The organism is Microbacterium sp. SYP-A9085 (assembly GCF_009649635.1).
Taxonomy (GTDB): Bacteria; Actinomycetota; Actinomycetes; order Actinomycetales; family Microbacteriaceae; genus Microbacterium.
Genome location: NZ_WJII01000003.1, coordinates 117336 through 141236 on the forward strand (window position 1 = coordinate 117336; position 23901 = coordinate 141236).

General features: G+C 72.0%; 22 protein-coding genes. 8 read left to right on the forward strand and 14 right to left on the reverse strand.

Annotated features, from left to right (window positions below):
* The first annotated feature begins 79 nt into the window (after positions 1–79).
* The 3 genes from GH740_RS08295 to GH740_RS08305 all read left to right on the forward strand — a co-directional run bounded on the left by GH740_RS08295 (position 80) and on the right by GH740_RS08305 (position 3171).
* A complete protein-coding gene (locus GH740_RS08295) occupies positions 80–673 on the forward strand; it encodes a hypothetical protein (RefSeq protein WP_153745654.1) in 594 nt (197 codons plus the stop codon).
* Positions 674–807: 134 nt separating this feature from the next.
* On the forward strand, positions 808–1464 hold the full coding sequence (locus GH740_RS08300; RefSeq protein ID WP_153745655.1) for a DUF1775 domain-containing protein: 657 nt from the start codon (positions 808–810) through the stop codon (positions 1462–1464).
* Positions 1465–1527: 63 nt separating this feature from the next.
* Positions 1528–3171 (forward strand): Mur ligase family protein, encoded by a 1644-nt coding sequence (locus tag GH740_RS08305; RefSeq protein ID WP_153745656.1) that lies wholly within the window; start codon positions 1528–1530, stop codon positions 3169–3171.
* Between the two features lie 249 nt (positions 3172–3420).
* Here GH740_RS08305 and dxr read toward each other — a convergent pair whose 3' ends face one another.
* Positions 3421–4503 carry a 1-deoxy-D-xylulose-5-phosphate reductoisomerase gene (gene dxr / locus GH740_RS08310; protein WP_153745657.1) on the reverse strand — a complete coding sequence of 361 codons (1083 nt, stop codon included), beginning with the start codon at positions 4501–4503 and terminating at the stop codon, positions 3421–3423.
* A gap of 17 nt (positions 4504–4520) precedes the next feature.
* On the reverse strand, positions 4521–5468 hold the full coding sequence (locus GH740_RS08315; RefSeq protein ID WP_367641151.1) for an FKBP-type peptidyl-prolyl cis-trans isomerase: 948 nt from the start codon (positions 5466–5468) through the stop codon (positions 4521–4523).
* 101 nt (positions 5469–5569) lie between these two features.
* On the opposite strand from GH740_RS08315, the gene GH740_RS08320 reads away from it, so the two are divergent.
* Positions 5570–6394: a 1-acyl-sn-glycerol-3-phosphate acyltransferase gene (locus tag GH740_RS08320; RefSeq protein WP_153745659.1), complete on the forward strand. Its 825-nt coding sequence runs from the start codon at positions 5570–5572 to the stop codon at positions 6392–6394.
* Here GH740_RS08320 and GH740_RS08325 read toward each other — a convergent pair.
* Entirely contained in the window at positions 6363–6857 is a 495-nt protein-coding gene (locus GH740_RS08325) for an OsmC family protein (RefSeq protein ID WP_153745660.1), read from the reverse strand. The genes GH740_RS08320 and GH740_RS08325 overlap by 32 nt on opposite strands.
* 110 nt (positions 6858–6967) lie before the next feature.
* Here GH740_RS08325 and GH740_RS08330 point away from each other — a divergent pair, with 110 nt between their 5' ends.
* Positions 6968–7957, forward strand: a complete 990-nt coding sequence (locus GH740_RS08330; protein WP_367641154.1) for an asparaginase — start codon at positions 6968–6970, stop codon at positions 7955–7957.
* Positions 7958–8012: 55 nt separating this feature from the next.
* Positions 8013–9128, forward strand: coding sequence for an alanine dehydrogenase (ald, locus tag GH740_RS08335; protein ID WP_153745661.1), 1116 nt, complete (start codon positions 8013–8015; stop codon positions 9126–9128).
* Here the strand turns inward: ald and GH740_RS08340 are convergent, their stop codons facing one another.
* The 11 genes from GH740_RS08340 to paaA all read right to left on the reverse strand — a co-directional run bounded on the left by GH740_RS08340 (position 9129) and on the right by paaA (position 22110).
* Positions 9129–12002, reverse strand: a complete 2874-nt coding sequence (locus GH740_RS08340; RefSeq protein ID WP_153745662.1) for an FtsK/SpoIIIE domain-containing protein — start codon at positions 12000–12002, stop codon at positions 9129–9131. It abuts the gene before it with no gap.
* A 66-nt stretch (positions 12003–12068) separates the two neighbouring features.
* Complete coding sequence (locus GH740_RS08345) at positions 12069–12983, reverse strand: PP2C family serine/threonine-protein phosphatase (protein WP_367641156.1); 915 nt, start codon at positions 12981–12983, stop codon at positions 12069–12071.
* Between the two features lie 58 nt (positions 12984–13041).
* A complete protein-coding gene (locus GH740_RS08350; protein ID WP_153745788.1) occupies positions 13042–15066 on the reverse strand; it encodes an ABC transporter ATP-binding protein in 2025 nt (674 codons plus the stop codon).
* A gap of 11 nt (positions 15067–15077) precedes the next feature.
* Complete coding sequence (locus tag GH740_RS08355; protein WP_367641158.1) at positions 15078–16811, reverse strand: ABC transporter ATP-binding protein; 1734 nt, start codon at positions 16809–16811, stop codon at positions 15078–15080.
* 2 nt (positions 16812–16813) lie between these two features.
* Positions 16814–17449, reverse strand: coding sequence for a TetR/AcrR family transcriptional regulator (locus GH740_RS08360; RefSeq protein ID WP_153745664.1), 636 nt, complete (start codon positions 17447–17449; stop codon positions 16814–16816).
* 65 nt (positions 17450–17514) lie between these two features.
* Positions 17515–18285, reverse strand: a complete 771-nt coding sequence (locus tag GH740_RS08365; protein ID WP_367641255.1) for an enoyl-CoA hydratase/isomerase family protein — start codon at positions 18283–18285, stop codon at positions 17515–17517.
* 8 nt (positions 18286–18293) lie between these two features.
* A complete protein-coding gene (paaE, locus tag GH740_RS08370; RefSeq protein WP_153745665.1) occupies positions 18294–19475 on the reverse strand; it encodes a 1,2-phenylacetyl-CoA epoxidase subunit PaaE in 1182 nt (393 codons plus the stop codon).
* On the reverse strand, positions 19475–20008 hold the full coding sequence (gene paaD, locus GH740_RS08375; protein WP_153745666.1) for a 1,2-phenylacetyl-CoA epoxidase subunit PaaD: 534 nt from the start codon (positions 20006–20008) through the stop codon (positions 19475–19477). The genes paaE and paaD overlap by 1 nt, the downstream gene beginning before the upstream one ends.
* Positions 20002–20817: a 1,2-phenylacetyl-CoA epoxidase subunit PaaC gene (gene paaC, locus GH740_RS08380; RefSeq protein WP_153745667.1), complete on the reverse strand. Its 816-nt coding sequence runs from the start codon at positions 20815–20817 to the stop codon at positions 20002–20004. The genes paaD and paaC overlap by 7 nt, the downstream gene beginning before the upstream one ends.
* Positions 20814–21119 carry a 1,2-phenylacetyl-CoA epoxidase subunit PaaB gene (gene paaB / locus GH740_RS08385; RefSeq protein ID WP_153745668.1) on the reverse strand — a complete coding sequence of 102 codons (306 nt, stop codon included), beginning with the start codon at positions 21117–21119 and terminating at the stop codon, positions 20814–20816. The genes paaC and paaB overlap by 4 nt, the downstream gene beginning before the upstream one ends.
* 40 nt (positions 21120–21159) lie before the next feature.
* The gene (gene paaA, locus GH740_RS08390) at positions 21160–22110 is read right to left on the reverse strand and encodes a 1,2-phenylacetyl-CoA epoxidase subunit PaaA (RefSeq protein WP_153745669.1); all 951 of its coding nucleotides are present in this window, start codon (positions 22108–22110) and stop codon (positions 21160–21162) included.
* A gap of 86 nt (positions 22111–22196) precedes the next feature.
* Between paaA and paaI the strand changes: the two genes are divergently transcribed.
* Both paaI and paaK read left to right on the forward strand, forming a co-directional pair.
* Complete coding sequence (gene paaI, locus GH740_RS08395; protein ID WP_153745670.1) at positions 22197–22616, forward strand: hydroxyphenylacetyl-CoA thioesterase PaaI; 420 nt, start codon at positions 22197–22199, stop codon at positions 22614–22616.
* Positions 22609–23898: a phenylacetate--CoA ligase PaaK gene (gene paaK / locus GH740_RS08400; RefSeq protein WP_367641163.1), complete on the forward strand. Its 1290-nt coding sequence runs from the start codon at positions 22609–22611 to the stop codon at positions 23896–23898. The genes paaI and paaK overlap by 8 nt, the downstream gene beginning before the upstream one ends.
* Positions 23899–23901: the final 3 nt, after the last annotated feature.

The window sequence follows — 23901 nt, forward strand, 5'->3', positions numbered from 1 at the left end:
CCGCACGCAGGACTCCCCGTGCCGGCTTCGAGTCCGCCGTGCGGCGCCGCGGACGCGGGACTCGCCGTACGCTGGAGGGGTGGATCGCCAGGCCCTCCGTCGTGTCCGCGCCCTGCGCGGCGCCGTGGCATCGGTCGCGGCCACCCTGCTGGCGGCGACCGGGCACACGCTCGCGGGCGCCGGCGCCCCTTCGGCGCTGCTGATGGCGATCACGGCGGTGCTGGCGACGCCGCTGGCGGTGGCCCTCGTCGGCCGCCGGCCGTCCGTGCTGCGCACGAGCGCCGCGGTGGCGGCCGCGCAGGTCGTGTTCCACGTGCAGTTCGTGCTGTTCGCCGACCCGGGCGCGGTCGTCTACACGCCGACGGCCGGGATGGCCGGCCACGCCGCGCACATGACGATGACGAATGCGACATCCGCGATGCACTCCGCGGATTCGCCGATGATCCTCGCGCACATCGCGGTTGCACTGGTAACGGTCGTCGTGCTGCACCGCGGGGAGCGGATGCTGCAGGCGCTCGGTCGCGGCATCCGCCGCCTGCTGCCGCACATCGTCCTCACCGCCCCGCTGCCGGCGGTGCGCCGGAAGCGGGTCCCGCTTCTCGTCGTGACCCTGCGTCCCGACATGATTCTCGGATCGGGACTGTCACGACGCGGGCCTCCGCTGGCGGCGTGACCCATCGGTGCGGATGACCGCACACCCATCCCGCGGCACGGGCTCCCCGTCAGCGCGCCGACGCGCGCGCCGCCGCACATTCTCGCCCGGGAGGCCGGCCTGTCCGCCGCCCGGCGACTCGACGAAAGACATCCATGACACACGCATCTGCCCGCCTCGCCGCGGGCCTGGCCGCCGGCATCCTGCTCGCGGTCGCCGTTCCCCTGGCCGCATCCGCACACGTGGAGGTCGGCCCCGACACCGCCCCCGCGGGCGCCACCACGCCGCTGACGTTCTCGTTCCACCACGGCTGCAACGACTCGCCCACCACATCGCTGACCGTCACGATCCCCGACGGTGTGGGAAACGCCGCCCCGGTCTACGAGGGCGGGTGGACCATCCAGCGCACCCTCGGCGGCAACGGCGTCCCCACCGAGGTCACCTTCACGGCTGCGCATCCGATCGAGAGCGGCGTGGCTGCCTCGGTCTCGATGGACGTGCTGTTCGACACGTCGGCGGCCGGAAAGACCGTGACGTTCCCGGTCGTGCAGACCTGCGTCACCGGATCGACGGCGTGGACCCAGGTGCCCGCCGCGGGGCAGAGCGCCGAGGACCTCGACAATCCCGCGCCGGCGGTCGCGGTCGGTGCGGCCACCGGCGCGGCATCCGACCACCACGGCCCGCAGGCCGAGGCATCCCCCGCCGCCGACCCGGTCGCGCGCTGGCTCGGCGGCGGGGGCCTTGCCGCCGGGGTCGCAGCTCTCGCGATCGCCGTGGTGTCGATCCTTCGGCGGCGGCGCGCGCGGGCCTGACCGTTCGGGCGGGAGGTTGGCGCGGCGGCCGGGGGCACCGTGCAGTGAGATGATGGACCGGCCATGACCCGCGACGATTCCGCACCCGCCAACCTCCCGCCCGTCCTGCGGCCCGAGCATCCCCCCGTCCGTTCCCTCGCCGACCTCGCCGCGCGCGTGGACGGCCAGCTGCGCGGCCCCGACGCCACGCTGACCGGCATCACCCTGGCCACCGCGGACCTGCGGCCCGGGGAGGCGTTCGTCGCTATCCGCGGCGCGAATCGGCACGGCGCCGAGTTCGCGGCGGCCGCCGCCGAGAAGGGCGCGGTGGCCGTCATCACCGACGCGCACGGCGCCGGCATCGCGGCGGACTCGGGCCTGCCGGTGGTCGTGGTGGACGACCCGCGGGCGCGGCTCGGCGACCTGTCGGCGTGGGTGTACGGCACCGGCGCCGACGACCGGCTGCCGCTGCTGCTGGGCACGACCGGGACGAACGGCAAGACCAGCGTCTCGCATCTCCTGGAGGGCATCCTCGGCCAGCTCGGCATCGTCACCGGGCTCTCGTCCACCGCCGAACGCCACATCGCCGGAGAGGTCATCGTCTCGCGACTGACCACACCCGAGGCATCCGAGTTCCACGCGCTGCTGGCACTGATGCGCGAGCGCGGCGTGCAGGCGGTGGCCGTGGAGGTCAGCGCGCAGGCGCTGAGCCGGCACCGCGTCGACGGTCTCATGTTCGATGTCGCCGGTTTCACGAACCTGTCGCACGACCACCTCGACGACTACGCCGACATGGAGGAGTACTTCCAGGCGAAGGTGCCCCTGTTCACCGCCGCCCGCTCGCGTCGCGCCGTGGTCTGCCTGGACTCGACGGCCGGCGCGCGGATCGCCGGGCACTGCGAAGTGCCGTACACGACGATCATCACGCCCGCGATAGCGGCGGATCCGGATGCCGCCGCCGACTGGACGGTCGAGATCGTGCAGGAGCGTCCGGACGGGACGACGTTCACGCTGCGCGGCCCGGCCGGAGCGCTGACCACCGTGGTGCCCACGATCGGACGGCACATGGCGGCGAACGCGGGCCTGGCGATAGTCATGCTGCTCGAGGCGGGGTACGCGTGGGGCGACATCGTCGCGGCTCTGGACGGCGGGCGCATCGACGCGCACCTGCCGGGCCGCACCCAGCTCGTGTCCGGAACGGCCGGACCGGCCGTGTATGTCGACTTCGGCCATTCGCCGGACGCGTTCGAGAAGACGCTCGCGGCCGTGCGGCGGGTCACGCCCGGCCGGGTGCTCATGCTGTTCGGCGCGGACGGGGACCGCGACGCCACAAAGCGGTTCGACATGAGCCGCACCGCGGTTCAGGGCAGCGACATCCTCGTCATCACGGATCATCACCCCCGCTTCGAGGACCCGGATGCCATCCGGGCCACGCTCGTGGAGGGGGCGCGTCGCGCGCAGCCGGATGCCGAGATCCACGAGTTCTCGCCGCCCGAGCGTGCCATCCGGGAGGCGGTATCGCTCGTCGGCGACGGCGACGCTATCCTGTGGGCCGGTCCCGGCCACCAGGACTACCGCGACATCCGAGGTCGCCGCGCCCCGTACTCGGCGCGTGAGCTCGCCCGACGGGCCCTCCGCGACGCGGGCTGGCCGGTACCGGAGCCGTCCTGGCCGGTCCCCTACCCTGCGGATGCCACCCCGGCATCCGACCCCGAGCGCCCCGCGTAACCTCGCGCTCCCTCCCGCCCTCCCGCGAGGCATCCCCCAAATTCGCGAGGCATCCCCCAAATTCGCGAGGCATCCCCCAAATTCGCGAGACATCCCCGCACATCTCGAGGCTGCGTCGGGGAATTCGAGGCTGCCTCGCGGAGTTTAGGGCTGTCTCGCGGAGTTTAGGGCTGTCTCGCGGAGTTCGGGGCTGTCTCGCGGAGTTCGGGGATGCCTCGCGGAGTTCGGGGCTGCCTCGCGGGGCGAGGGCTAGGTGGCGGCGATGTGGCGGTCGGCCTCGCGGCGCGCCCAGCGCTCGGCCTCCGCGAGCGTTTCGCGGGTGAGCAAGCCGGGGGCTTCGTGCGATTCGACGACGCGGCGCACCGTGTCGACGATGCCGAGGAACGGCAGCCGATGCGCATGGAACGCCTCCACCGCCTGCTCGTTCGCCGCGTTGAACACGGCCGGGTAGGTGCCACCGGCGCCCCCCACGCGCTTGGCCAGCGCCACGGCGGGGAACGCGTCCTCGTCCAGCGGCTCGAACGTCCACGATGACGCCGTCGTCCAGTCCAGGGGCCGGCCCACGCCGGCCACCCGCCGCGGCCAGTCCAGGCCCAGCGAGATCGGCAGGCGCATGTCCGGCGGCGACGCCTGCGCAACGGTCGAGCCGTCCACGAACTCCACCATCGAGTGCACTATCGACTGCGGATGCACGACGACCTCGATGCGCTCGTACGGGACGTCGAACAGCAGGTGCGCCTCGATCACCTCGAGCCCCTTGTTCACGAGGGTTGCCGAGTTCGTGGTGACCACGCGGCCCATCCGCCAGGTCGGGTGCGCGAGCGCCTGCTCCGGCGTCACGCCCGCCAGCGCCGCGCGGCGCCGCCCGCGGAACGGGCCGCCGGACGCCGTGAGCACGAGCCGGCGCACCTCGCCCGGCCCGCCCGCGCGCAGCGCCTGCGCGATAGCGGAGTGCTCGGAGTCCACCGGCACTATCTGGCCGGGAGCGGCCAGCGCTGTGACCAGCTCACCGCCCACGATCAGCGACTCCTTGTTGGCCAGCGCCAGCGTGCGCCCGCACTCCAACGCGGCGAGCGTGGGTCCGAGGCCCACCGACCCGGTGATGCCGTTAAGGACCACGTCGGCATCGACGTCCCGCACCAGTTGCTCGGCCTCGATCTCGCCGAGCGCGGTGTGCTCGACGCCGAACTCGTCCGCCTGCGCTGCCAGCGCCGCGCTGTCCGTGCCCGCCGCGAGCCCCACGACCTCGAAGCGCCCCGGATGCGCGCGGATCACCGCCAGCGCCTGGGTGCCGATCGAGCCGGTCGAGCCGAGGATGAGGACGCGCCGCATCCCGCCAGCCTATTCAGCTACTGCGCGGTGTTGTGCTGGACGCCCAGGATGTCGACGACGAACACGAGGGTCTGACCCTTCAGGTCCTTCTCGTTGATCTTGCCCTCGCCGTACGCGACCGAGGGCGGCAGCACCGCGAGCACCTGCGATCCGACAGTCTCGCCGGTCACCGCGTCGCTGAAGCCCTTCACGACGCCTTGGCCGACCTGGAACGAGAACGGCTGGCCGCCCCAGCTCTTGTCGAACGTCTTGCCCGAGTTCCAGGAGACGCCCGAGTACTGCACGAGCACCGCGTCGCCCGCGGCGACCTTCTCGCCGTCGCCGCGCTTCAGGGTCTCCTTCTTGAACGCCGTCGGCATGTCGGTCTTCGGGAGCGTCACCGACGGCGTGCCGTCGGATGCGAGCTTCACGGCCGGGAATCCGTCCTGCGGCGCGACCGCCGTGCCCCACGCCGCGTTCGGGACGATGTCGAGCACGTCGACGATGTCCACGCTCGCCGGGTTCGTCTGGTCGCCGGGGATCGCCGCGACCACACGGGTGCCGACGCCGGCGCAGCCGAGCACCTGACCGAGGATGCTGTTCGCGGAGATCTGCTGCGGCAGCAGGCTCGACTCGCCCTGGCCGATCGCGCCGTTCTTCGCTCCGGTCTTCGCGTTGAACTCGGTCAGCGCGAACTTGACGAGGTCGCCGGCCCGCAGCTTCGCGCCGGTGCCCTCGGTGACGATGCTGCTCTCCAGGGTCTTGACCTCGAGCGGCTTGTCGAACTCGGCCTTGGCCTCCTTGCCGACGTCGCCGGTGACCTTGACGGCGTCGGATGCCGTGCCGGCGGCGACCTTTGCCGTGCACAGGTCGGCGGCCGCGGTCGTGGTCGGTGACGCCGAGGGCGCGGCCTGGCTCGAGCAGCCCGCCAGCGCCAGCACGGCGAGTGCGGCGGCGGACAGGGCGATGATGGGGCGGGTGCGCACGGAAGTCCTCAGGGTTCGGGAGCGGGCGGAACATCCATCCTCCCGCACTTTCTCAAGACGTTCCTGAGAGCGGGGCCGGACGCCGGGCGCGGCACGCCGACATGCCGTCAGCGGCATGGAGTCGGCTGTACCCTCGATGGGTGCCAGAACCGGAGACGCCCGCCCTCGACATCCCGGACGACGGCAAGGCGACGCCGAAGAAGCCCTCGGTGGCTTTCGCCTATGCGGTCGGCCGCTTCCTGCTCACGCCGCTGGCGCGCGTGCTGTACCGGCCGCGCATCACGGGGCGGGAGAACGTCCCACGGACGGGCCCCGTGATCTTCGCCAGCAATCACCTGTCGTTCATCGACTCGATAGCGATCCCGGTGTCCGCGCCCCGGAACGTGCGATTCCTCGCGAAGGCCACGTACTTCGAGGGCACCGGCGTCGGCAGCTGGCTCAGCCGCACGTTCTTCACCGCGCTGGGCGCGACGCCCGTGCGCCGCGGCGCTGGCCAGGCGGCGCTGGATGCACTCGAGCAGCAGAAGCTGCTGCTCGAGGCCGGCGAGGCCGTGGCGCTGTACCCGGAAGGGACCCGGTCGCTGGACGGCCGCCTGTACAAGGGCCGCACCGGGGTCGCGTTCCTGGCCCTGCAGACCGGCGCGCCGGTGGTGCCGGTGGGCCTGGTCGGCACCGCCGACGTGATGCCGGTCGGCGCGCGCTTCCCGCGACTGCACCCGCGCGTCTCGGTGCGGTTCGGGACGCCGATCGACGTCAGCGCGCACGGCCCGGCCACCTCCGGCCGGGCGCGCCGGACCGCCACCGACGCGATCATGGCCGCCATCCACGACCTGTCCGGTCAGGAGCTCGCGCACGCGTACAACGAGGCGCCCGCACTGAACCCCATCGAGCGGATCAGGCAGGCTCTCCCACACGAGCGCCGCTGACGGTCATCTCGGGCTCGACGCGCACCGGGAAGTTCACCGAGTTCGCGATGAAGCACCACTCGTGCGCCTGGTGGTGCGCCGCGGATGCCGCCTCGAGCATGGATGCCTCGGCCACCGTGACCCGGGGCCGCAGCACAACCTCCGTGAACGCACCGCCGCCCCGGCCGTCCTCGGTCAGCAGGCCGCTCGCGTCATCCGTGTACGCGACGACGACCACTCCGGCGGTGACGCACGCATGCAGGTACGACAGCAGGTGGCATTCGCTGAGGGCCGCCAGTAGCAGTTCCTCCGGGTTCCAGCGGGACGGATCGCCGCGGAACGGCTTGTCGGCGGACACCGGGAGATCCGGCTTGCCGTCCGAGGACAGCGTGACCAGCCGGTCATAGTCCTTGTATCCGGTCGTCCCGGTGCCGCGGTTGCCGGTCCATTCGGACCGCAGACGATAGTGGTGCTCGCCGATCATGTCCTCAGTCTGGCACGCGGTCCACTGCCGGGGCGGCGGGGCCCGGAGGCACCGTGCTGCCCGGCCATGCCGCGCCGGGCACGTGTCGGCACGGCGGTAGGCTGAGAGCCGTGCCGCAGACCTTCGCCGCCACCGCCGCCGTCGAGCTCGCCGTGATCGAGCGCAGCGGGTTCGTGGAGTCCCGGCACAGCGGCTCGGCGGTCGTCCTCGCCCCGGACGGGGAGGTGCTCCGCGAGTACGGCGATGCGAACGCCCTGATCCTCCCCCGCTCCACGCTCAAGCCGATCCAGGCGCTGGCCTGCCTCGGCGCCGGCGCGCCGCTGGTGGGCGCGCAGCTGGCCCTGGCCACCGCGAGCCACTCCGGGACGGACCGTCATGTGGCCGTCGTACGCGAGATCCTCGCCGCCGCCCACCTGACCGAGGACGACCTGGAGTGTCCGGCCGCGTGGCCCGGGGACACCGCCACCCGGGACGAGATGGTCCGCGACCACGCGACGCCCTCCCGGGTGCGGATGAACTGCTCAGGCAAGCACGCCGCGATGCTGCTGACGTGCCGCACATCCGGGTGGGACACCGCCGGCTACCTCGACCCGTCGCACCCGCTGCAGGTGCAGATCCGCGAGCTTGTGGAACGGCTCACCGGCATGCGGGTCGCCGCGACGGCGGTGGACGGCTGCGGCGCCCCCGTGTACGCGGTGACCCTCGCGGCGCTGGCGAAGGCGATGCACAGGATCGGGACGTCGTCGGCGAGCTCGCCGTTCGCCCTGCACCGCAATGCCGGAGCGCTGGTGGAGGCGGTGCGCGAGAACCCGTGGACGATCGCCGGCCCGGGATTGGCCGACACCATCGTCGCCGAGCGGCTCGGCGTGCTCTCCAAGGGCGGCGCCGAGGGCGTGCAGATCATGGTCGCCCCGAACGGCACGACCGTGGCGCTGAAGATGCTCGATGGGTCGTCGCGAGCGGCCGCCGTTGTCGCGATGCGGCTGCTTGAGCTGGCCGACGCTCTGCCTCCCGGCGACGTGGCCGCCGTTGTCTCACAGCTTCCTCTGGCCGTCACCGGCGGCGGACGGGACGTCGGGGCGATCCGCCCGGCGTTCTAACAGCGGCTCCGCGGGGAGCCCGAGCGAGCTCCCACGAGGAGCGGAAAGGAACCCGATGAGGATCAGTGTCCCCACCGAGGTCAAGAACAACGAGTACCGCGTGGCGCTCACCCCCTCCGGGGTGCACGACCTCGTCGCGTCGGGGCATGAGGTGTTCGTGCAGTCCGGCGCGGGCCTGGGCTCGTCGATGCCCGATGGCGAATACCGCGATGCGGGAGCGACGATGCTCGACGACGCGGCGGAGGTCTGGGCGCGCGCCGAGTTGCTGCTGAAGGTGAAAGAGCCGATCGCCTCCGAGTACGGCTACTTCCGCGACGACCTGGTCCTTTTCACGTACCTGCACCTCGCCGCCGACCGAGCCCTCACCGACCGCCTGCTGGCGGACGGGATGACGGCCATCGCGTACGAGACCGTGCAGCTTGCCGGCGGCGGCCTGCCCCTGCTGGCGCCGATGAGCGAGGTCGCCGGGCGTCTCGCGCCCATGGTGGGCGCGCACACGCTGATGCGGTCCTCCGGCGGCCGGGGCCTGCTGATGTCGGGGGTTCCCGGGACCCGCCCCACCCGCGTGACGATCATCGGCGGCGGCGTCGCCGGCGCGAACGCGGCCGTCGTGGCGGCGGGCATGGGCGCCGACGTGACGGTGTTCGACACGAAGCTGCCGCGCCTGCGCTACCTGGACGACCACTTCCAGGGCCGGGTGAAGACCGCCGCGTCCAACCCGCTGGATCTGGACCGCGCCGTCGTCGACTCGGACCTCGTGATCGGATCGGTGCTGATCCCCGGCGCGAAGGCGCCGAAGCTCGTCACGAATGACATGGTGGCCCGCATGCGCCCGGGCTCGGTGCTCGTCGACATCGCCGTCGACCAGGGCGGCTGCTTCGCCGACACCCACCCGACTACGCACGACGACCCGACGTTCACCGTGCACGACACCGTGTTCTACTGCGTCGCGAACATGCCCGGCGCCGTGCCCAACACGTCGACGTCAGCGCTGACGAACGCGACGCTCCCGTACGCGCGGCAGATAGCGCGCCTGGGCTGGAAGGACGCGCTGCGCGCCGATTCCGCGCTCGCCGCCGGGCTGAACACCGTCGCCGGTCAGGTCGCGAACACCGGGGTGGCCCTCGCGCACGGCATGACGCAGGTCCCGGTCGCGGACGCACTGGCCTGATCACCGCCGCGTCGCCCCGGCCACGCACACGCGGGCCGGGGTGCCGCCGGCGCGGATCAGCCACGCCCGGCCACGCCAGGTCAGGCAGTACGGCGGCAGCGCACGATCGCCGGTGAGCAGCCGATAGTCCGCCGCGCTGTCGGCGTCGATCAGCACGTCGTGGACGGCGCGCAGCGCCTGCCACAGCCGCCACGCGTGCTGCCACTGTTCGCCGTCGCCGACGACAACGGTCCCCACCGCCGGCAGCTCGCCCCGGTCGAATCGCGCGAGGACGTCAGCGACGCTCACCGCCTCGACGCCGGCGCGGGAGGCTACGGCGTGCACGCGGGCGCGCGCGTCACCGGACCGTGTCACCGCCGCCGTCACCCGGTCCCGCGGATCCCATCCCGGGACGCCGCGGCCGACATGCGGTCGCGGACCCGGCGGAAGCGCCAGCTGGACGAGAGCGCCGTCGATGACAGCGCGGCCAGCCGGCAGGCGGCCCGAGAAGTCCGCCGCCGCGCCTCCGGCCGCGAGGAACTCCGCCCGCGACGAGGGGGCGAGAAGCACGCGCCGCGGCACCAGATCGGCCAGCCGGGTCACTGTCCCGGTGAGCCGCTGGGCCGCCAGCACCACCTGGGCGCCGCCGGGCCCCGCCGCGTGGATGACGTTCTCCAGGCGCTCGGCGAGCGCCTGGCCGTAGTCCGCCGGGTACCGGGCCAGCAGCGCGTCGAGATCGTCGACGAGGACGACGGTGCCGCTCCGCGGCGGGCTGTCGACGAGGTCTGCCATGACATCCCACGCCTGCTCGGGATGCGGCGGGACCCACACACTGTGACGGGCCTGCGCTGCCACCGTCGCCAGCAGTGAGGTGCGGCCGGACCCGGCGCCGCCGAGCACGCACAGGCCACGCTCGGCGGGCGCCAGCATCGCGACGCGCCGGCGCTGCTGCTCGGGCTCGTCGGCGATGCCGAGCACGAAGCCGTCCTGGTCTGCGGCGACGAGGGCGTCGGCGAGGTCGAGATGCTCGGGCAGCGGCGGCAGCCACGGGCGCCGCGGGGCGGGACCGGTCGCAGACGCCGTCGTGCGGGCGATGAGCTCCGCGGACGACAGCGCGATGCGCACCGTGCGCGGCGCCGCGTCGGCCGCCCGGCGCACGAGCGCGATCCCCCGCGCCTCGGGCGCACCGGACAGGTGCCAGGCATCCTCCGTCCCCAGCAGCACGCGGCTGTCGGCGGGATCCGTCAGCCGCAGCCCGATGCGCAGCGGGCAGTTCGCCAGCAGCGACTCGCGGAACGCCCCGGCGCGCTGCGTGCCGAGGATCAGGTGCACGCCGAGCGCGCGGCCGCGGGCGGCGATGTCGGTGAACAGGTCCACGAGCTCGGGGTGGCTGGCGGTCAGGGCGGCGTACTCGTCCACGACCACGATGAGGCGCGGCATGCCCGTGCCGTCGATGTCGTGGGCGCCGGCACCGACGATCTCGCTCTCGCGGCGGCGCAGTTCCGCGCGCAGGCTCTGCAGCGCCCGCCGCGCGCCGCCGGCGTCGAGGTCGGTGATGACGCCGGTCACGTGCGGCATCCCGGCCAGAGCGTCGAAGGCGGTTCCGCCCTTGAAGTCGGCGAGCAGGAACGACACCTGCGCCGTGGAGCAGCGGGCGCACAGCGCGGTGATCCACGTGGTCAGCAGCGCGCTCTTCCCGGAGCCGGTGACGCCGGCGATCACCGCGTGCGGTCCGTCCGCGATCAGGTCGAGGACGAACGGGCGCCCGTGGTCGGTGCCGAGCGGCGCGGCCAAGCGCGCCGCGCCCTTCCCCGCGCCGACATCCGGGGGCTGGCCGTCGAGGAGGTCGGCCAGCGCGACGGGCGCGGCCGGGGCGGCCGGGACATACGTGTCCGCAGCACGGGTGGCGAGCAGCCGCGCGAGCTGCATCGCCTGGGCGGCCCCGACGGCCTCGACCCGGAGGTCTTCGTCGCGGCCGTCGCCGGCCAGACGGGCGCGGTCGAGTCGCGTCATGGTGAGGACGACGCCGCACCGCGGCGGCACGGGATCGCCTGGCCGGACCCGGGCGATGACGATGTCGGCGTCCTGCGGCGGCGCCTGCGCGGGCGCGCACACCGCGAGCACGCGACCGGTGCGGCTGGACGCGTGCGGCAGGGCGCGCAGCCAGGCCTCGCCGCCCGCGTCGTCGTCGACGTCGGCGATCCGCAGCCGGTCGGGCGGCAGGCACAGGCACAGCTGCAGCACGAGCGCGCGCACGACCGCACGCGCGGGCGCGTCCGGTCCGATCACGGCGATGCCGTCGGCGGCCGGGACCGTCCGCGGCGCGTCCTCGAGCACCGCCGCCGCGCCGCGGAGTGCGGCGGCATCCGCGTCGTCGCCCCCGCCGCCGACGCGGACGGCGCTGCGGCCGGCGCCGGTGCCGACCACGAGCTCGTCGCCGCGACCGGCCACCGGGCGCCACACCTCGTCCTGCCCCGTCTCCCTCTCCCGCAGCAGCCGCAGGACGTCGGGATGCCGTTGCCACCGGGCGCGCCGCTCGGCATCGTGCTGCGCGTCGACCGCGGCGCGCACGCGGCGCCGGGCGCGGGCGCCGTCCTGCTCCACCCGCCGGCGATCGCGTCGGGCCGTCCGCGCGGCGTCGGCGATCGAGCCGAGCGCTATCAGGGGGCCCAGCGCCGCGAACCACAGCATCGTGGCGGTGCCGGTCGTCAGCCACAGCCCGCCGGCGGCGAGCACGGGGATCGCGGAGGCGACGAGCGGGATGCCGCTGCGACGCAGACGCGCCGGTGGCTCCGGCAGTCGGAGCGCGTCGCCGGATCCGTCGTCGGGCGGACCGGGTCCGTCGTCCGACGGGCCGGCACGGTCGAGGGCGAGGGCGAGGGCGGAGAAGACCATGGCCCCAGTCAACGCCGCACCGACGGACGGTGGCACCGCTGCGGCGGATCTGTGGAGCGGCGGCGCTCAGTTCCGGTCTGGGGAGGCGGCGCCGCCGTGCGCGTCCGTGCCGACGTCGTCGCCGTCCGGCGCGGTGTCGTCCGGGTCGTCAGCGTCGTCGTCGCCCGCGGCGTCGACGTCCTCCTCGACGACCGCGGTGTCCTCCACGTCGCCCTCGCGGTGCACAGCGACGTCCACGACGATGATCGAGATGTTGTCGCGCCCGCCGTTCTCCAGCGCCGCGTCGAGCATCGCCGTGACGGCGTCCCCGGCGACCGGATGCTCCCCGAGGAAGTGCTGCAGGCCGTAGTCGGTGAGCTCTTTCGTCAGCCCGTCCGAGCACACCACGAAACGGTCGCCGTCAACCAGGTCGAGCCGCACGTAGTCCGGCTTGACGCTGTCGGACGGTCCGACGGCGCGCGTGATGACGTTGCCGTATGGGTGGTTCTCGGCCTCCTCGGGGCTCAGCCGCCCCGCCGCGATGAGCTCCTGCACGACCGAGTGGTCCGTCGTGATCTGCACTATCTGGCCGTCCCGCAGCAGGTACACGCGCGAGTCGCCGATGTTCAGCGTCACCCAGTGCGGATCCGCGTCGTCCTCGAAGTACACCCCGGTGACCGTGGTGCCGGTGCCCTCGTCGGTCGTCTCCGGATGGGCGGCGATGTCCTTGATGGCGCGCCCGAGCGCCTTCTCGATCGCCTTGGTGGTGACGGCGCCGGATTCGGCGACCGGACGCAGCCGATCGACGGCGCTCGTGGACGCAATCTCGCCCCCGATATGACCGCCCATGCCGTCGGCGACCACGAACAGCGGGTACTCCGCGAGCACCGCGTCCTGGTTCACCTCGCGCCGGCGTCCGACGTCGGTGACCGCAGCCCAGGCGAGATCGACGGTTCCATCGGCGAGCGTGATCTTTCGCCGTCCTGTGCGCACGTCGGGCACGCCGAGCCTCCCTGGGGGTGGGGATATGCCGCCGATGGTGGCCGGCGACGTTCACATACTAGTTGACGCCCTCCGCGGCATCCGGGACTTCCCGCTCCCCGACGGCATCCGCCGCAGCGGGCACGCCGCCCGCCATCGCCGGCACCGGCGGGGCCCCGCTGTCCAGCACGGGCGCCTCGAACTGCGCGTTGTACAGCCGCCAGTACGCGCCCTGGGCTGCCAGCAGCTCATCGTGGGTACCCTGCTCGACGATCGATCCGGACTCCATCACGAGGATGAGGTCGGCGTCCCGGATCGTGGACAGCCGGTGCGCTATCACGAACGACGTGCGGTCCGTGCGCAGCCGCGACATGGCCCGCTGGATGAGCAGCTCGGTGCGGGTGTCGACGGAGCTGGTGGCCTCGTCCAGGATCAGGATGCGCGGATCGGCCAGGAACGCGCGGGCTATCGTCACCAGCTGCCGTTCCCCGGCCGACAGGTTCGTGGCCTCGTCGTCCAGCAGGGTGTCGTAGCCGTCGGGCAGCGCGTGCACGAAGCGGTCCACGTAGGCCGCGGTCGCGGCATCCATGATCTCCTCCTCGGATGCCTCGGGCCGGCCGTACGCGATGTTCTCCCGGATCGTCCCGGAGAACAGCCACGTGTCCTGCAGCACCATGCCGGTGCGCGCGCGCAGGTCGGCGCGCGTCATCTGCCGGGTGTCCACGCCGTCCAGCAGGATGCGACCGGAGTCGACGTCGTAGAACCGCATGATGAGATTCACGAGCGTGGTCTTGCCGGCCCCGGTCGGCCCGACGATGGCGACCGTGCTGCCGGGCGTCGCCGCCAGGCTCAGGTCGCCGATCAGCGGCGTGTCCGGCAGGTAGCGGAACGCGACGTCCTCGAACGCGAGCTCGCTGGCGTCGGCGGGGACGCTCAGCGCGGGATCCGCGTCCGGGCTCTCCTCGGCCTCGTCGAGGAGCTCGAACACGCGCTCGGCGCTGGCCACGCCCGACTGCAGCAGGTTCGCCATCGAGCCGAGCTGGCCGAGCGGCTGGGTGAACTGGCGCGAGTACTGGATGAACGCCTGCACGCCGCCGATCGAGATCGACCCGTTCGCTATCTGCAGACCGCCGGCGACCGCTATGGCGACGTAGACGAGGTTTCCCACCCACATCATCGCCGGCATGATGATCCCGGACACGAACTGCGCCCCGAAGCTGGCGCGGTACACGGTGTCGTTCTCGTCGCGGAACGCCGTCTCGACGTCACGCTGGTGCCCGTACACCTTCACTATCGCGTGCCCGGAGAACGTCTCCTCGACGCGGGCGTTCAGCACCCCGGTCGCCGCCCACTGGGCGACGAAGAGCTTCTGCGAGCGGCGGGCCACCAGTACCGTGATGACGATCGTCAGCGGGATCGTGACGAGGGCGATCACAGCCAACAGCGGCGAGATCGAGAACATCATGATCAGCACGCCGAGGACCGTCAGCAGCGAGATGACGACCTGCGACATGCTCTGCTGCAGCGTCTGGCCGATGTTGTCGACGTCGTTCGTGACCCGGCTGAGCAACTCGCCGCGCTGCGACCGGTCGTAGTACGACAGCGGCAGCCGGTGCAGCTTGTCCTCCACGAGCATCCGGATCCGGTGCATGGCCCGCTGCACGACGATATTCAGGATCCGGCCCTGCAGCCACATGAACAGCGCCGAGACGATGTAGACCGTGAGCACCACCGCGATCAGCCAGCCCAGCCGGCCGACGTCGATGCCCTGCCCGGGCGTGAAGTCCATCCCCCGCAGCATGTCGGCGACCTGACCGTTGCCGGATGCCTGGATCTGCGCAATCACCTGCGCCTTCGTGACACCGGACGGCATGTCCTTCGAGATGAAGCCGGCGACCACGACGTTGGTGGCCTCGCCGAGCAGCTTCGGGCCGACGACGCTCAAGGCGACGCTGATGACGCCGAACAGGACCACGACGGCGATCCAGAGCGCGTCCGGGCGCAGCATCCCGAGCAGGCGCTTCGCGCTGGGCCCGAAATTCTGCGCCTTCGCGGCAGGCGCGCCCATGCCGCCCATGGGGCCGCGGCCGTGGCCTGCGCGCATTCCGCCGCCGCTCATGCCGCCTCCTTCGCCGAGAGCTGCGAATCCACGATCTCCCGGTACGTCTCGTTGGTCGCCACGAGCTCGTCGTGGGTTCCGCGGCCGACGATCCGGCCGTGGTCGAGCACGAGGATCTGGTCGGCGTGCTGGATCGTGGACACCCGCTGTGCGACGATCACGCGCGTCGCGTCCGGGATGCGCTCGGCCAGCGCGTGCCGCAGGGCGGCGTCGGTGCGCAGGTCGAGTGCGGAGAACGAGTCGTCGAAGATGTACACCTCGGGGCGGTGCACGAGGGCGCGGGCTATCGAGAGCCGCTGCCGCTGGCCGCCGGACACGTTCGTGCCGCCCTGCGCTATCGGCGCGCCCAGCTGCTCGGGCATGGCCTCGACGAACTCTGTGGCCTGCGCTATCTCGAGGGCCTCCCACAGCTGCTCGTCGGTGGCCTGCTCGTCGCCGTACCGCAGGTTCGAGGCGATCGTCCCGGAGAAGAGGAAGGCGCGCTGCTGGACGAGCCCGGTGCGCCGCCACAGCTCATCCGGGTCGTACGCGCGCACGTCGACGCCGTCGACGGTGACCTGCCCGCCGGTCACGTCGAACAGCCGGGCGATCAGGCCCACCAGCGTGGTCTTCCCGGAGCCGGTGGATCCGATGATCGCGGTGGTGGTGCCGGGCTCGACCGTGAACGAGATGTCGTGCAGCACGGCGTCGTCGGCCCCGGGGTACGCGAAGTCCACGTGGTCGAACACGACGCGACCGACCGGTGCGGGGACCTCGGCGGCGGTGTCCGGCGCCGTGACGCTGGGCTCGGTGTCCAGCACCTCGCCGATGCGGGTCGCGCAGACGGCGGCGCGCGGGATCATCACGAACATGAATGTCGCCATCATCACGCCCATCAGGATCTGCATCATGTAGGTCAGGAACGCGAACAGCGTGCCGATCTGGGCGTCGCCGGCCTGCACCTGGAACGCTCCGAACCAGATCACCGCGGCGCCGGAGACGTTCAGCACGACCATCACGGCCGGGAACATGATCGCCATCAGATTGCCGGCGCGCACCCCCGACTCCATGACGTCGGCGCTGCCCTTCTCGAACCGGGCCCGCTCCTCCCGTTCGCGCACGAACGCCCGCACGACTCGGATGCCGGTCAGCTGCTCGCGCATGATCTGGTTGACCCGGTCGATGCGTCGCTGCATCGCACGGAACGCCGGAACCATCCGCACCACGATCAGTGAGACGATCACGAGCAGGACGGGAACGGACACGCCCATCAGCCAGGACAGCCCGACATCCTGCCGGATCGCGAAGATCACGCCGCCGATGGCGAGGATCGGAGCGGAGACCATCAGGGTCGCGGACATCTGCACGAGCATCTGCACCTGCTGCACGTCGTTCGTGTTGCGGGTGATAAGCGACGGGGCGCCGTACTGGCCCACTTCGCGCTGCGAGAACGACACGACCCTGTGGAACAGGTCGTTGCGGACGTCGCGGCCCATGCCCATCGCGAGCCGGGATCCGAAGTACACGGCGACCACCGCGCACACTATCTGGCCGAGGCTTATCACCAGCATGATCCCGCCGGTGCGCCAGATGAAGTCGATGTCCCCCTTCAGCACCCCGTCGTCGATGATGTCGGCCTGCAGAGTGGGCAGCCACAGCGACGCGAGCGACTGGGCTATCTGGAACACGAGGACGCCGAGGATCAGCGGCCACCCGGGTCGCAGGTACCGGAGGAGGAGTCTGCCGAGCACGGTCAGTCCTTTCCGCGGGGAACGCCCGCGATGCCGTAGAGGATGACGTGGACGAGTTCATCGTCGGACAGGCCGGCGTCCTCGTCGAACCGGGCGGCGTTCGCCGCCATCCCGGCGATCCGCATGATCGACCCGAGCCGCTCGACGGGAATCGCGAGCTGGTCGGCCTCGGGGGCGAACACCGCGGCGACGGCGTCCCGGTACACGTGGTCGCGGGGGCCGGACAGAATCTGCCGGATCTCGTCGCGCGGCACCAGCGACAGCATCCGCATCATCCGGCTGGTCCAGGTGCGCGTGCCGCTCACGAGCGCCGCCACCTTGTCCGGCAGCGGCAGCGACGGGTCCACGAGCCCGGCGACCATGCGCGCCCGGCCCTGGGCGAAGAACGCCTCGACGGCCGCCCGCATGAGCGACTCCTTGTCGCCGAACGCGCGGAAGATGGTGCCTTCGGCAATGCCGAGGTGCTCGGCCAGCTGCCGGGTGGTCAGCGCCGCACCGTGCTCGAGGAACAGCGGCACCGCCTGCTCGGCGATCATCGCGCGGCGCTGCTCGGGCGCCATCGGCTCCGCGCGGGTGCGCGGCTCGACGACGTCGGGGGCGGCGGCGCGTGCGGGGGCGGTCAGATCTGCGTTGGACACGCAGACGACACTAGTGAGTGAGCACTCACTCCGCAACGCTGAGGCGTGCGCTCACAGCGAACCTGTCAGTGGCCGCGGAACACCGGGGGGCGCTTGTCCTGGAACGCGGCGAAGCCCTCCCGGTAGTCGTCGGTGGCGGAGAGCCGGGTCTGCGCGACGGTCTCGGCGGCCAGCGTCTCCCACAGGTTCATCCGCTCGTCGCGCAGCCGCCGCACTATGGCCTTGCTGGCCAGGAACGCCGCCGTCGCCCCGGTGGCCGCCCGCCGTGCCGCGCCGACGGTGGCATCCCGCACCTCGTCCGCGGGCAGCACCCGGGAGAAAAGGCCCGCGGCGACAGCCTCCTCCCCCGTCATCATCCGGCCGGTGTAGACGAGGTCCAGGGTCCGGTGCGCCCCCAGGCGCTCGGTGAACAGCGCATGGGCGCCGGAGTCCAGTGCTGCGCCCAGCGCCGCGAACGGCGAGCCGATCTTCGCGGTGTCGGCCGCGTACACCACGTCCGTCGCTATCAGCAGCCCCAGCCCGACGCCCAGGCACGCACCGTGCGCGGCCGCGAACGTGGGCGCGGGAAACGACGCCATCCGGTGCATCAGCGGCGTGAGAAGGCCCTCGAGATAGCCGGGCACATCATCCATGGCCGGGTCGACGCCGGAGATGTCGCGGCCCGCGCAGAACGCGCGTCCCTCCCCGCGCAGGACGAGCGCGCGCACGCCGGCGTGCTCGGCCTCGACGTACGCGCGGTCGAGCTCGCGCAGCCCGTCCTCGTCCAGCGCGTTCAGGCGGGCGGGGGCGTTCAGCACTATCTCGGCGACATCGTCGTGCACGTCAAGGTCGATCACGGTTGTCCTCACACGTCGTAGTCGACGACCACCGCCGGTGTCGTCGGATGGGATTGGCAGGTCAGGATGTAGCCGCGTTCGAGCTCGTCCGGCTCCAGCGCGTAGTTCTCCGTCATCCGCACGTCGCCCTCGACCAGCCGCGCGCGGCACGTGCCGCAGACGCCGCCCGCGCAGGCGAACGGGACGTCGGATCTGACCCGCAGCGCCGCGTTCAGGATCGTTTCGTGGGCGCTGGCGGGGCTGTCGACGGTGGCGGACTGGCCCTCGAGCGTGAACCGGATGCGGTGCACCGGCTCGTTCTCCCGCACGATGACCGGACGGCCGGCGTCCGGGCCCGCCTGCCCCGGCTCGCCGGTCGTGAAGAGCTCGTGACGGATGTGGCTGCGGTCCACGCCGAGCTCGGTGAGAGTGTCGCGGCACAGCTGCACGAGCTCGAACGGCCCGCACAGGAACCATTCATCGACGGTCGCCGGAGGCACCAGCACGTCCAGCATCGTGTGCAGCTTCTCCGCGTCGATCCGGCCCGACAGCAGCGGAGCGGTGCGCTGCTCGCGGGAGAGCACGTGGTGCAGCGCGAGCCGGGACGGGTAGCGGTCCTTCAGATCGGCGAGGTCGTCCAAGAACATCACGTCGGTGCGCGACCGGTTCGTGTACACGAGCGTGAAGCGTGATGTGTCGCTGCGCGCGAGCACCGCGGTGGCGAGCGCCATCAGCGGCGTGATGCCGCTGCCGGCGGCGATCCCGACGAGGTGACGGCCCTCGAGGTCGGGCAGCCGGGTCGTGAAGTTGCCCTGCGGGCTCATCACGTCCAGCGTGTCACCCGGGTGCAGCTCGGTCTGCGCCCACGTCGAGAACCGGCCGCCGAGGTCGCGTTTGATAGCGACGCTGAGAGTGCCCGACGACGGCGGCCGGCACAGCGAGTAGGACCGGCGCAGTTCCTGTCCGTCCAGCCGGGCGCGCAGGGCGACATGCTGGCCGGCGAGGTAGTCGTAGTCGGCGCGCAGGTCCTCCGGCACCGCGAACGTGACCTCGACGGCGTCGTCGGTCAGGGGTCGCACCTCGGCCACGGTGAGGGTGTGGAATCGGGCCCGATGCCGCGGCGCGGGCCCGCCGACGGCGCCCGCGAGGAACACGTCGGCGAGGCGCTCCGCTTCGGCGGTGCCGGATTCCCGGCTGGGGGCGGCATCCATCAGTGCACCTTGAAGTGGTCGAACGGCTCCAGGCACGCCCGGCACTCGTACAGCGCCTTGCACGACGTGGACCCGAAGTGCGACACCTCGCGCGTGTTCAGAGAGCCGCAGTGCGGGCAGCGCACGGAGATGCCGAGCCGGACCGGACCGGCGGCGCGCCGGCCGGTGGGCGGCGCTATCCCGAACCGCTCGAGCTTGCGCTTGCCGGCCTCGCTCATCCAGTCCGTGGTCCACGCGGGTGCCAGCACCGTGCGCACCTCGACGTCGGCGAAGCCGGCATGGGTGAGCGCGAGGATCACGTCGTCGCGGATGGCGTCCATCGCAGGGCATCCCGAGTATGTGGGCGTGATCGTCACGACGGCGCGGTCGCCGTTGGCCTGCACGTCGCGCAGCACGCCGAGGTCGGCGATGGTGAGCACGGGGATCTCGGGATCGCAGACGGCGGATGCCGCGGCCCATGCGCGCTCGTGCGCGGACGCCGGATCGGGGTGTGTCGCCTGGTTCGCCCGCTCGGCGAGCTGCCGCGTCACCATGTCGCCCCCGGATGCTGCCGCGCGAGCACCTGCATTTCGGCGAGCAGATAGCCGAGGGTCGCGAAGTGCGCCCCGCGGCGCCCGCCGCCGGATGCCGTGAAGCGGGTCGGGGCCTGCAGGCCGGCCTCGGCGAACACGGCGTCCACGACCTCGTCGAACGCGGGGCGCAGGCTCGACGGACGCACCGCGATGCCCTCGAGCCTGTCGATGAGCGGCTCGTCGCGGAACAGTTCGTCGACGTACGGCCAGACGTCGTCGACGGCGGCGACCATGCGGCGCCGCGACTCGTCGGTGCCGCCGGCCAGCCGCAGCGTCCACTGGATGGCGTGGTCGCGGTGGTACTCGACCTCCTTGACCGCCTTGCCCGCGACCGCCGCAAGCACCGGGTCCGCGGAGGTCTGCAGCGCCTGGTAAAGCGCGAGCTGGTAGACGGATGCCGCGAGGGCCCGCGCGATGGTGTGCGCGAAATCGCCGTTGGGCTGCTCGAACAGCCACGCGCTGCGGAAGGCGGGCTCGTCGCGGAAGTACGCGAGGTCGTCCTCGGAGCGCCCGTCGGCGGTGCCCGCGTAGCGCAGCAGGCTGCGCGCGTGGCCGAGCTGGTCCAGCGCGATGTTCGCGAGCGCGACATCCTCCTCGAGCTCCGGGGCGCGCGCTATCCAGCCGCCCAGCTGCTGCGCGAGGACGAGCGCGTCGTCGCCGAGCCACAGCGCGTATTCGGCGATGTCGGCGGTTGCGACGCGGCCCTGCTCGCCGCTGAGCTCGGCGGCAAGCTCGACCTCGTCGACGGAGATGTGCACGGCACGGGTCATAGGTGCGGCACCCCCTCGGACGCCGTGTAGTACGTGGCGTGCCGGTAGTTCTTCCCGGCGGGGCTCTCGAAGTAGGCGCCCTTCGAGTCCGGGTCGCTCGTGGTGATCGCGTCGGACGGGACGACCCAGATCGAGACGCCCTCGCCGCGCCGCGTGTACAGGTCGCGGGCGTTGCGGACCGCCATCGCGCCGTCGGGCGCGTGCAGCGATCCCACGTGCACGTGGGACAGGCCGCGGCCCGCCCGCACGAACACCTCCCAGAGCGGCCAGCTCTCGCGGTCGTCGGCACCGGTGACGGTCATCGCGCCGCCCCTTCCCCGGCTCGCTTGTCACGCGGCATGCTCACGCCACCTCCTGCTCGCGCAGCTGCTGCTTGCGGGCGTATTCGGCGGCGGCATCCCGCACCCACGCGCCGTCCTCGTGCGCGTCGCGGCGGTTCTGGATGCGCACGGCGTTCATCGGCCCCCGGCCGGCGAGCACCTCCATGAACTCATCCCAGTCGATCGGGCTGGTGTGCCACTGCTGCGCGGCCTCGTCCCACCGCAGCTCGGGGTCCGGGAGCGTCACGCCGAGGATCTCGGCCTGCGGCACCAGCATCCCGATGAAGCGCTGGCGCAGGTCGTCGTTGCTGAAGCGCTTGATCTTCCAGGCCATCGACCGCGCCGAGTTCGGCGACTCGTCGTCGGGCGGCCCGAACATCATCAGACTCGGCCAGTACCAGCGGTCCACGGCGTCCTGCGCCATCGACCGCTGCGCCTCGGTGCCCTGCATAAGGGCCAGCAGGATCTCGAACCCCTGCCGCTGGTGGAACGACTCCTCCTTGCAGATGCGCACCATGGCGCGGCCGTACGGTCCGTACGAGCAGCGGCACAGCGGCACCTGGTTCACTATCGCGGCGCCGTCCACGAGCCAGCCGATGGCGCCCATGTCGGCCCACGTGGGGGTGGGGTAGTTGAAGATCGACGAGTACCGCGCCTTGCCGTCGATGAGCTGCTCGGTCATCTCGTCGCGCGTGATGCCGAGGGTCTGCGTGGCCGAGTACAGGTACAGGCCATGGCCGGCCTCGTCCTGCACCTTGGCCATCAGGATCGCCTTGCGCTTCAGGCTCGGAGCGCGGGTGATCCAGTTGCCCTCGGGCTGCATGCCGATGATCTCGGAGTGCGCGTGCTGCGACATCTGCCGGATCAGCGTCTTGCGGTACGCCTCGGGCATCCAGTCCCGCGGCTCGATGCGCGCCTCCGCGGCGATGAGCTCGTCGAACGTCGTCTGCTCGTCGGGGATAACGGTGGTCATCGTCGACTCCTCGGGTAATTACCTACCGCTCGTTCAGTAATTATGACATACTCGTCGCGGCGCGAGGATGCGCCGGAGGAGGGACGATGACGGATGCTGTGATCCGGCCCATGATCCGCAAGGACCGCGCCGCGTCGGCCCTCGGGCTGCAGGTGCTGGTGGACGAGCCGGGGCGGGCGGTCGTCTCGATGATCGTGCGGGCGGACATGCTCAACGGCTTCGACATCACCCACGGCGGTTTCGTGTTCGCCCTGGCCGACACGGCGTTCGCGATAGCGTGCAACGAGGACGAGCGCGTGACCGTGGCCGCCGGGGCGGACATCACGTTCCTGAAGGCCACCCGGGAGGGCCAGACGCTCACCGCGACGGCGGTGCGCCGCGTCGTCAGCGGCCGCAACGGCTTGTACGACGTCACCGTGGCCGATGAGACGGGGGACGTCGTCGCCGAGTTCCGCGGGCGCTCGCTGACCACCAACCGCATGTTCGAGGAGGCCGACGGTGCCTGACCGGCCCGGCCTGGATCCCGAGGAGCTGCTGTCGGTCGACGAGTTGCGCGCCCTGCAGCTGGAGCGACTGCAGTGGACCGTGCACCACGCGTACGCGAACGTGCCGCTGTACCGGCGGAAGTTCGACGACGCCGGGGTGGCGCCGGGCGACATCCGGTCGCTGGACGACGTGCGGCGGCTGCCGTTCACGACGAAGGAAGACCTGCGCGCCACGTACCCGTTCGGGATGTTCGCGGTCCCGATGGACCGGGTGCGGCGCATCCACGCGTCATCCGGGACGACCGGCCGGCCCACCGTGGTCGGCTACACCGAGGGCGACCTGCAGCGGTGGGCGCAGCTGGTGGCCCGCTCGCTGCGCGCGGCCGGCGTGCGGCCGGGCATGAAGGTGCACAACGCGTACGGGTACGGTCTTTTCACGGGCGGGCTCGGACTGCACGACGGCGCGGCGCTGCTCGGTGCGACGGTGATCCCGGTGTCCGGCGGCCAGACCGCCCGGCAGGTGCAGCTGATCCGCGACTTCGAGCCGGATGTCATCACCTGCACGCCGAGCTATCTGCTGACAATCGCGGATGCGATGGAGCAGGCGGGCATCGATCCGCGGTCCACGTCGCTGAAGATCGGGGTGCTCGGCGCCGAGCCGTGGACGAACGAGCTGCGCGGCGAGATCGAGCGGCGGATGGGCATCGATGCCGTCGACATCTACGGCCTCAGCGAGGTGATGGGGCCGGGCGTCGCGAACGAATGCGTGGAGACCAAGGACGGCCCGCACGTGTGGGAGGACCACTTCCTGCCCGAGACGATCGACGGCGGCTCCGGCGAGTCGGTGGCCGACGGGGAGCTCGGCGAGCTCGTGTTCACGTCCCTCACGAAGGAGGCGTTCCCCGTCATCCGGTATCGCACCCACGACCTCACCCGGCTGCTGCCGGGCACGGCACGGCCGGGGATGCGGCGGATTCAGAAGATCACCGGGCGCGACGACGACATGATCATCCTGCGCGGCGTGAACCTCTTCCCCACGCAGATCGAGGAGCTCGTGCTGGGCATCGAGGCGCTCACGCCGCATTTCGTGCTCGAGCTGACCAAGAGCGGGCGGCTGGACGCCATGACCGTGCGCATCGAGCGCGACCCGGCCCTGCCGCTGGCCACCTGCGTGGCGGCCAGCGAGGTGCTCAGGCAGCGGGTGAAGGCGCAGATCGGCACGACGATCGAGGTTCGGCTCGAGGAGCCCGGCACGCTGCCCCGCAGCGAGGGCAAGTACAAGCGCGTCTACGACCTGCGGTAGCGC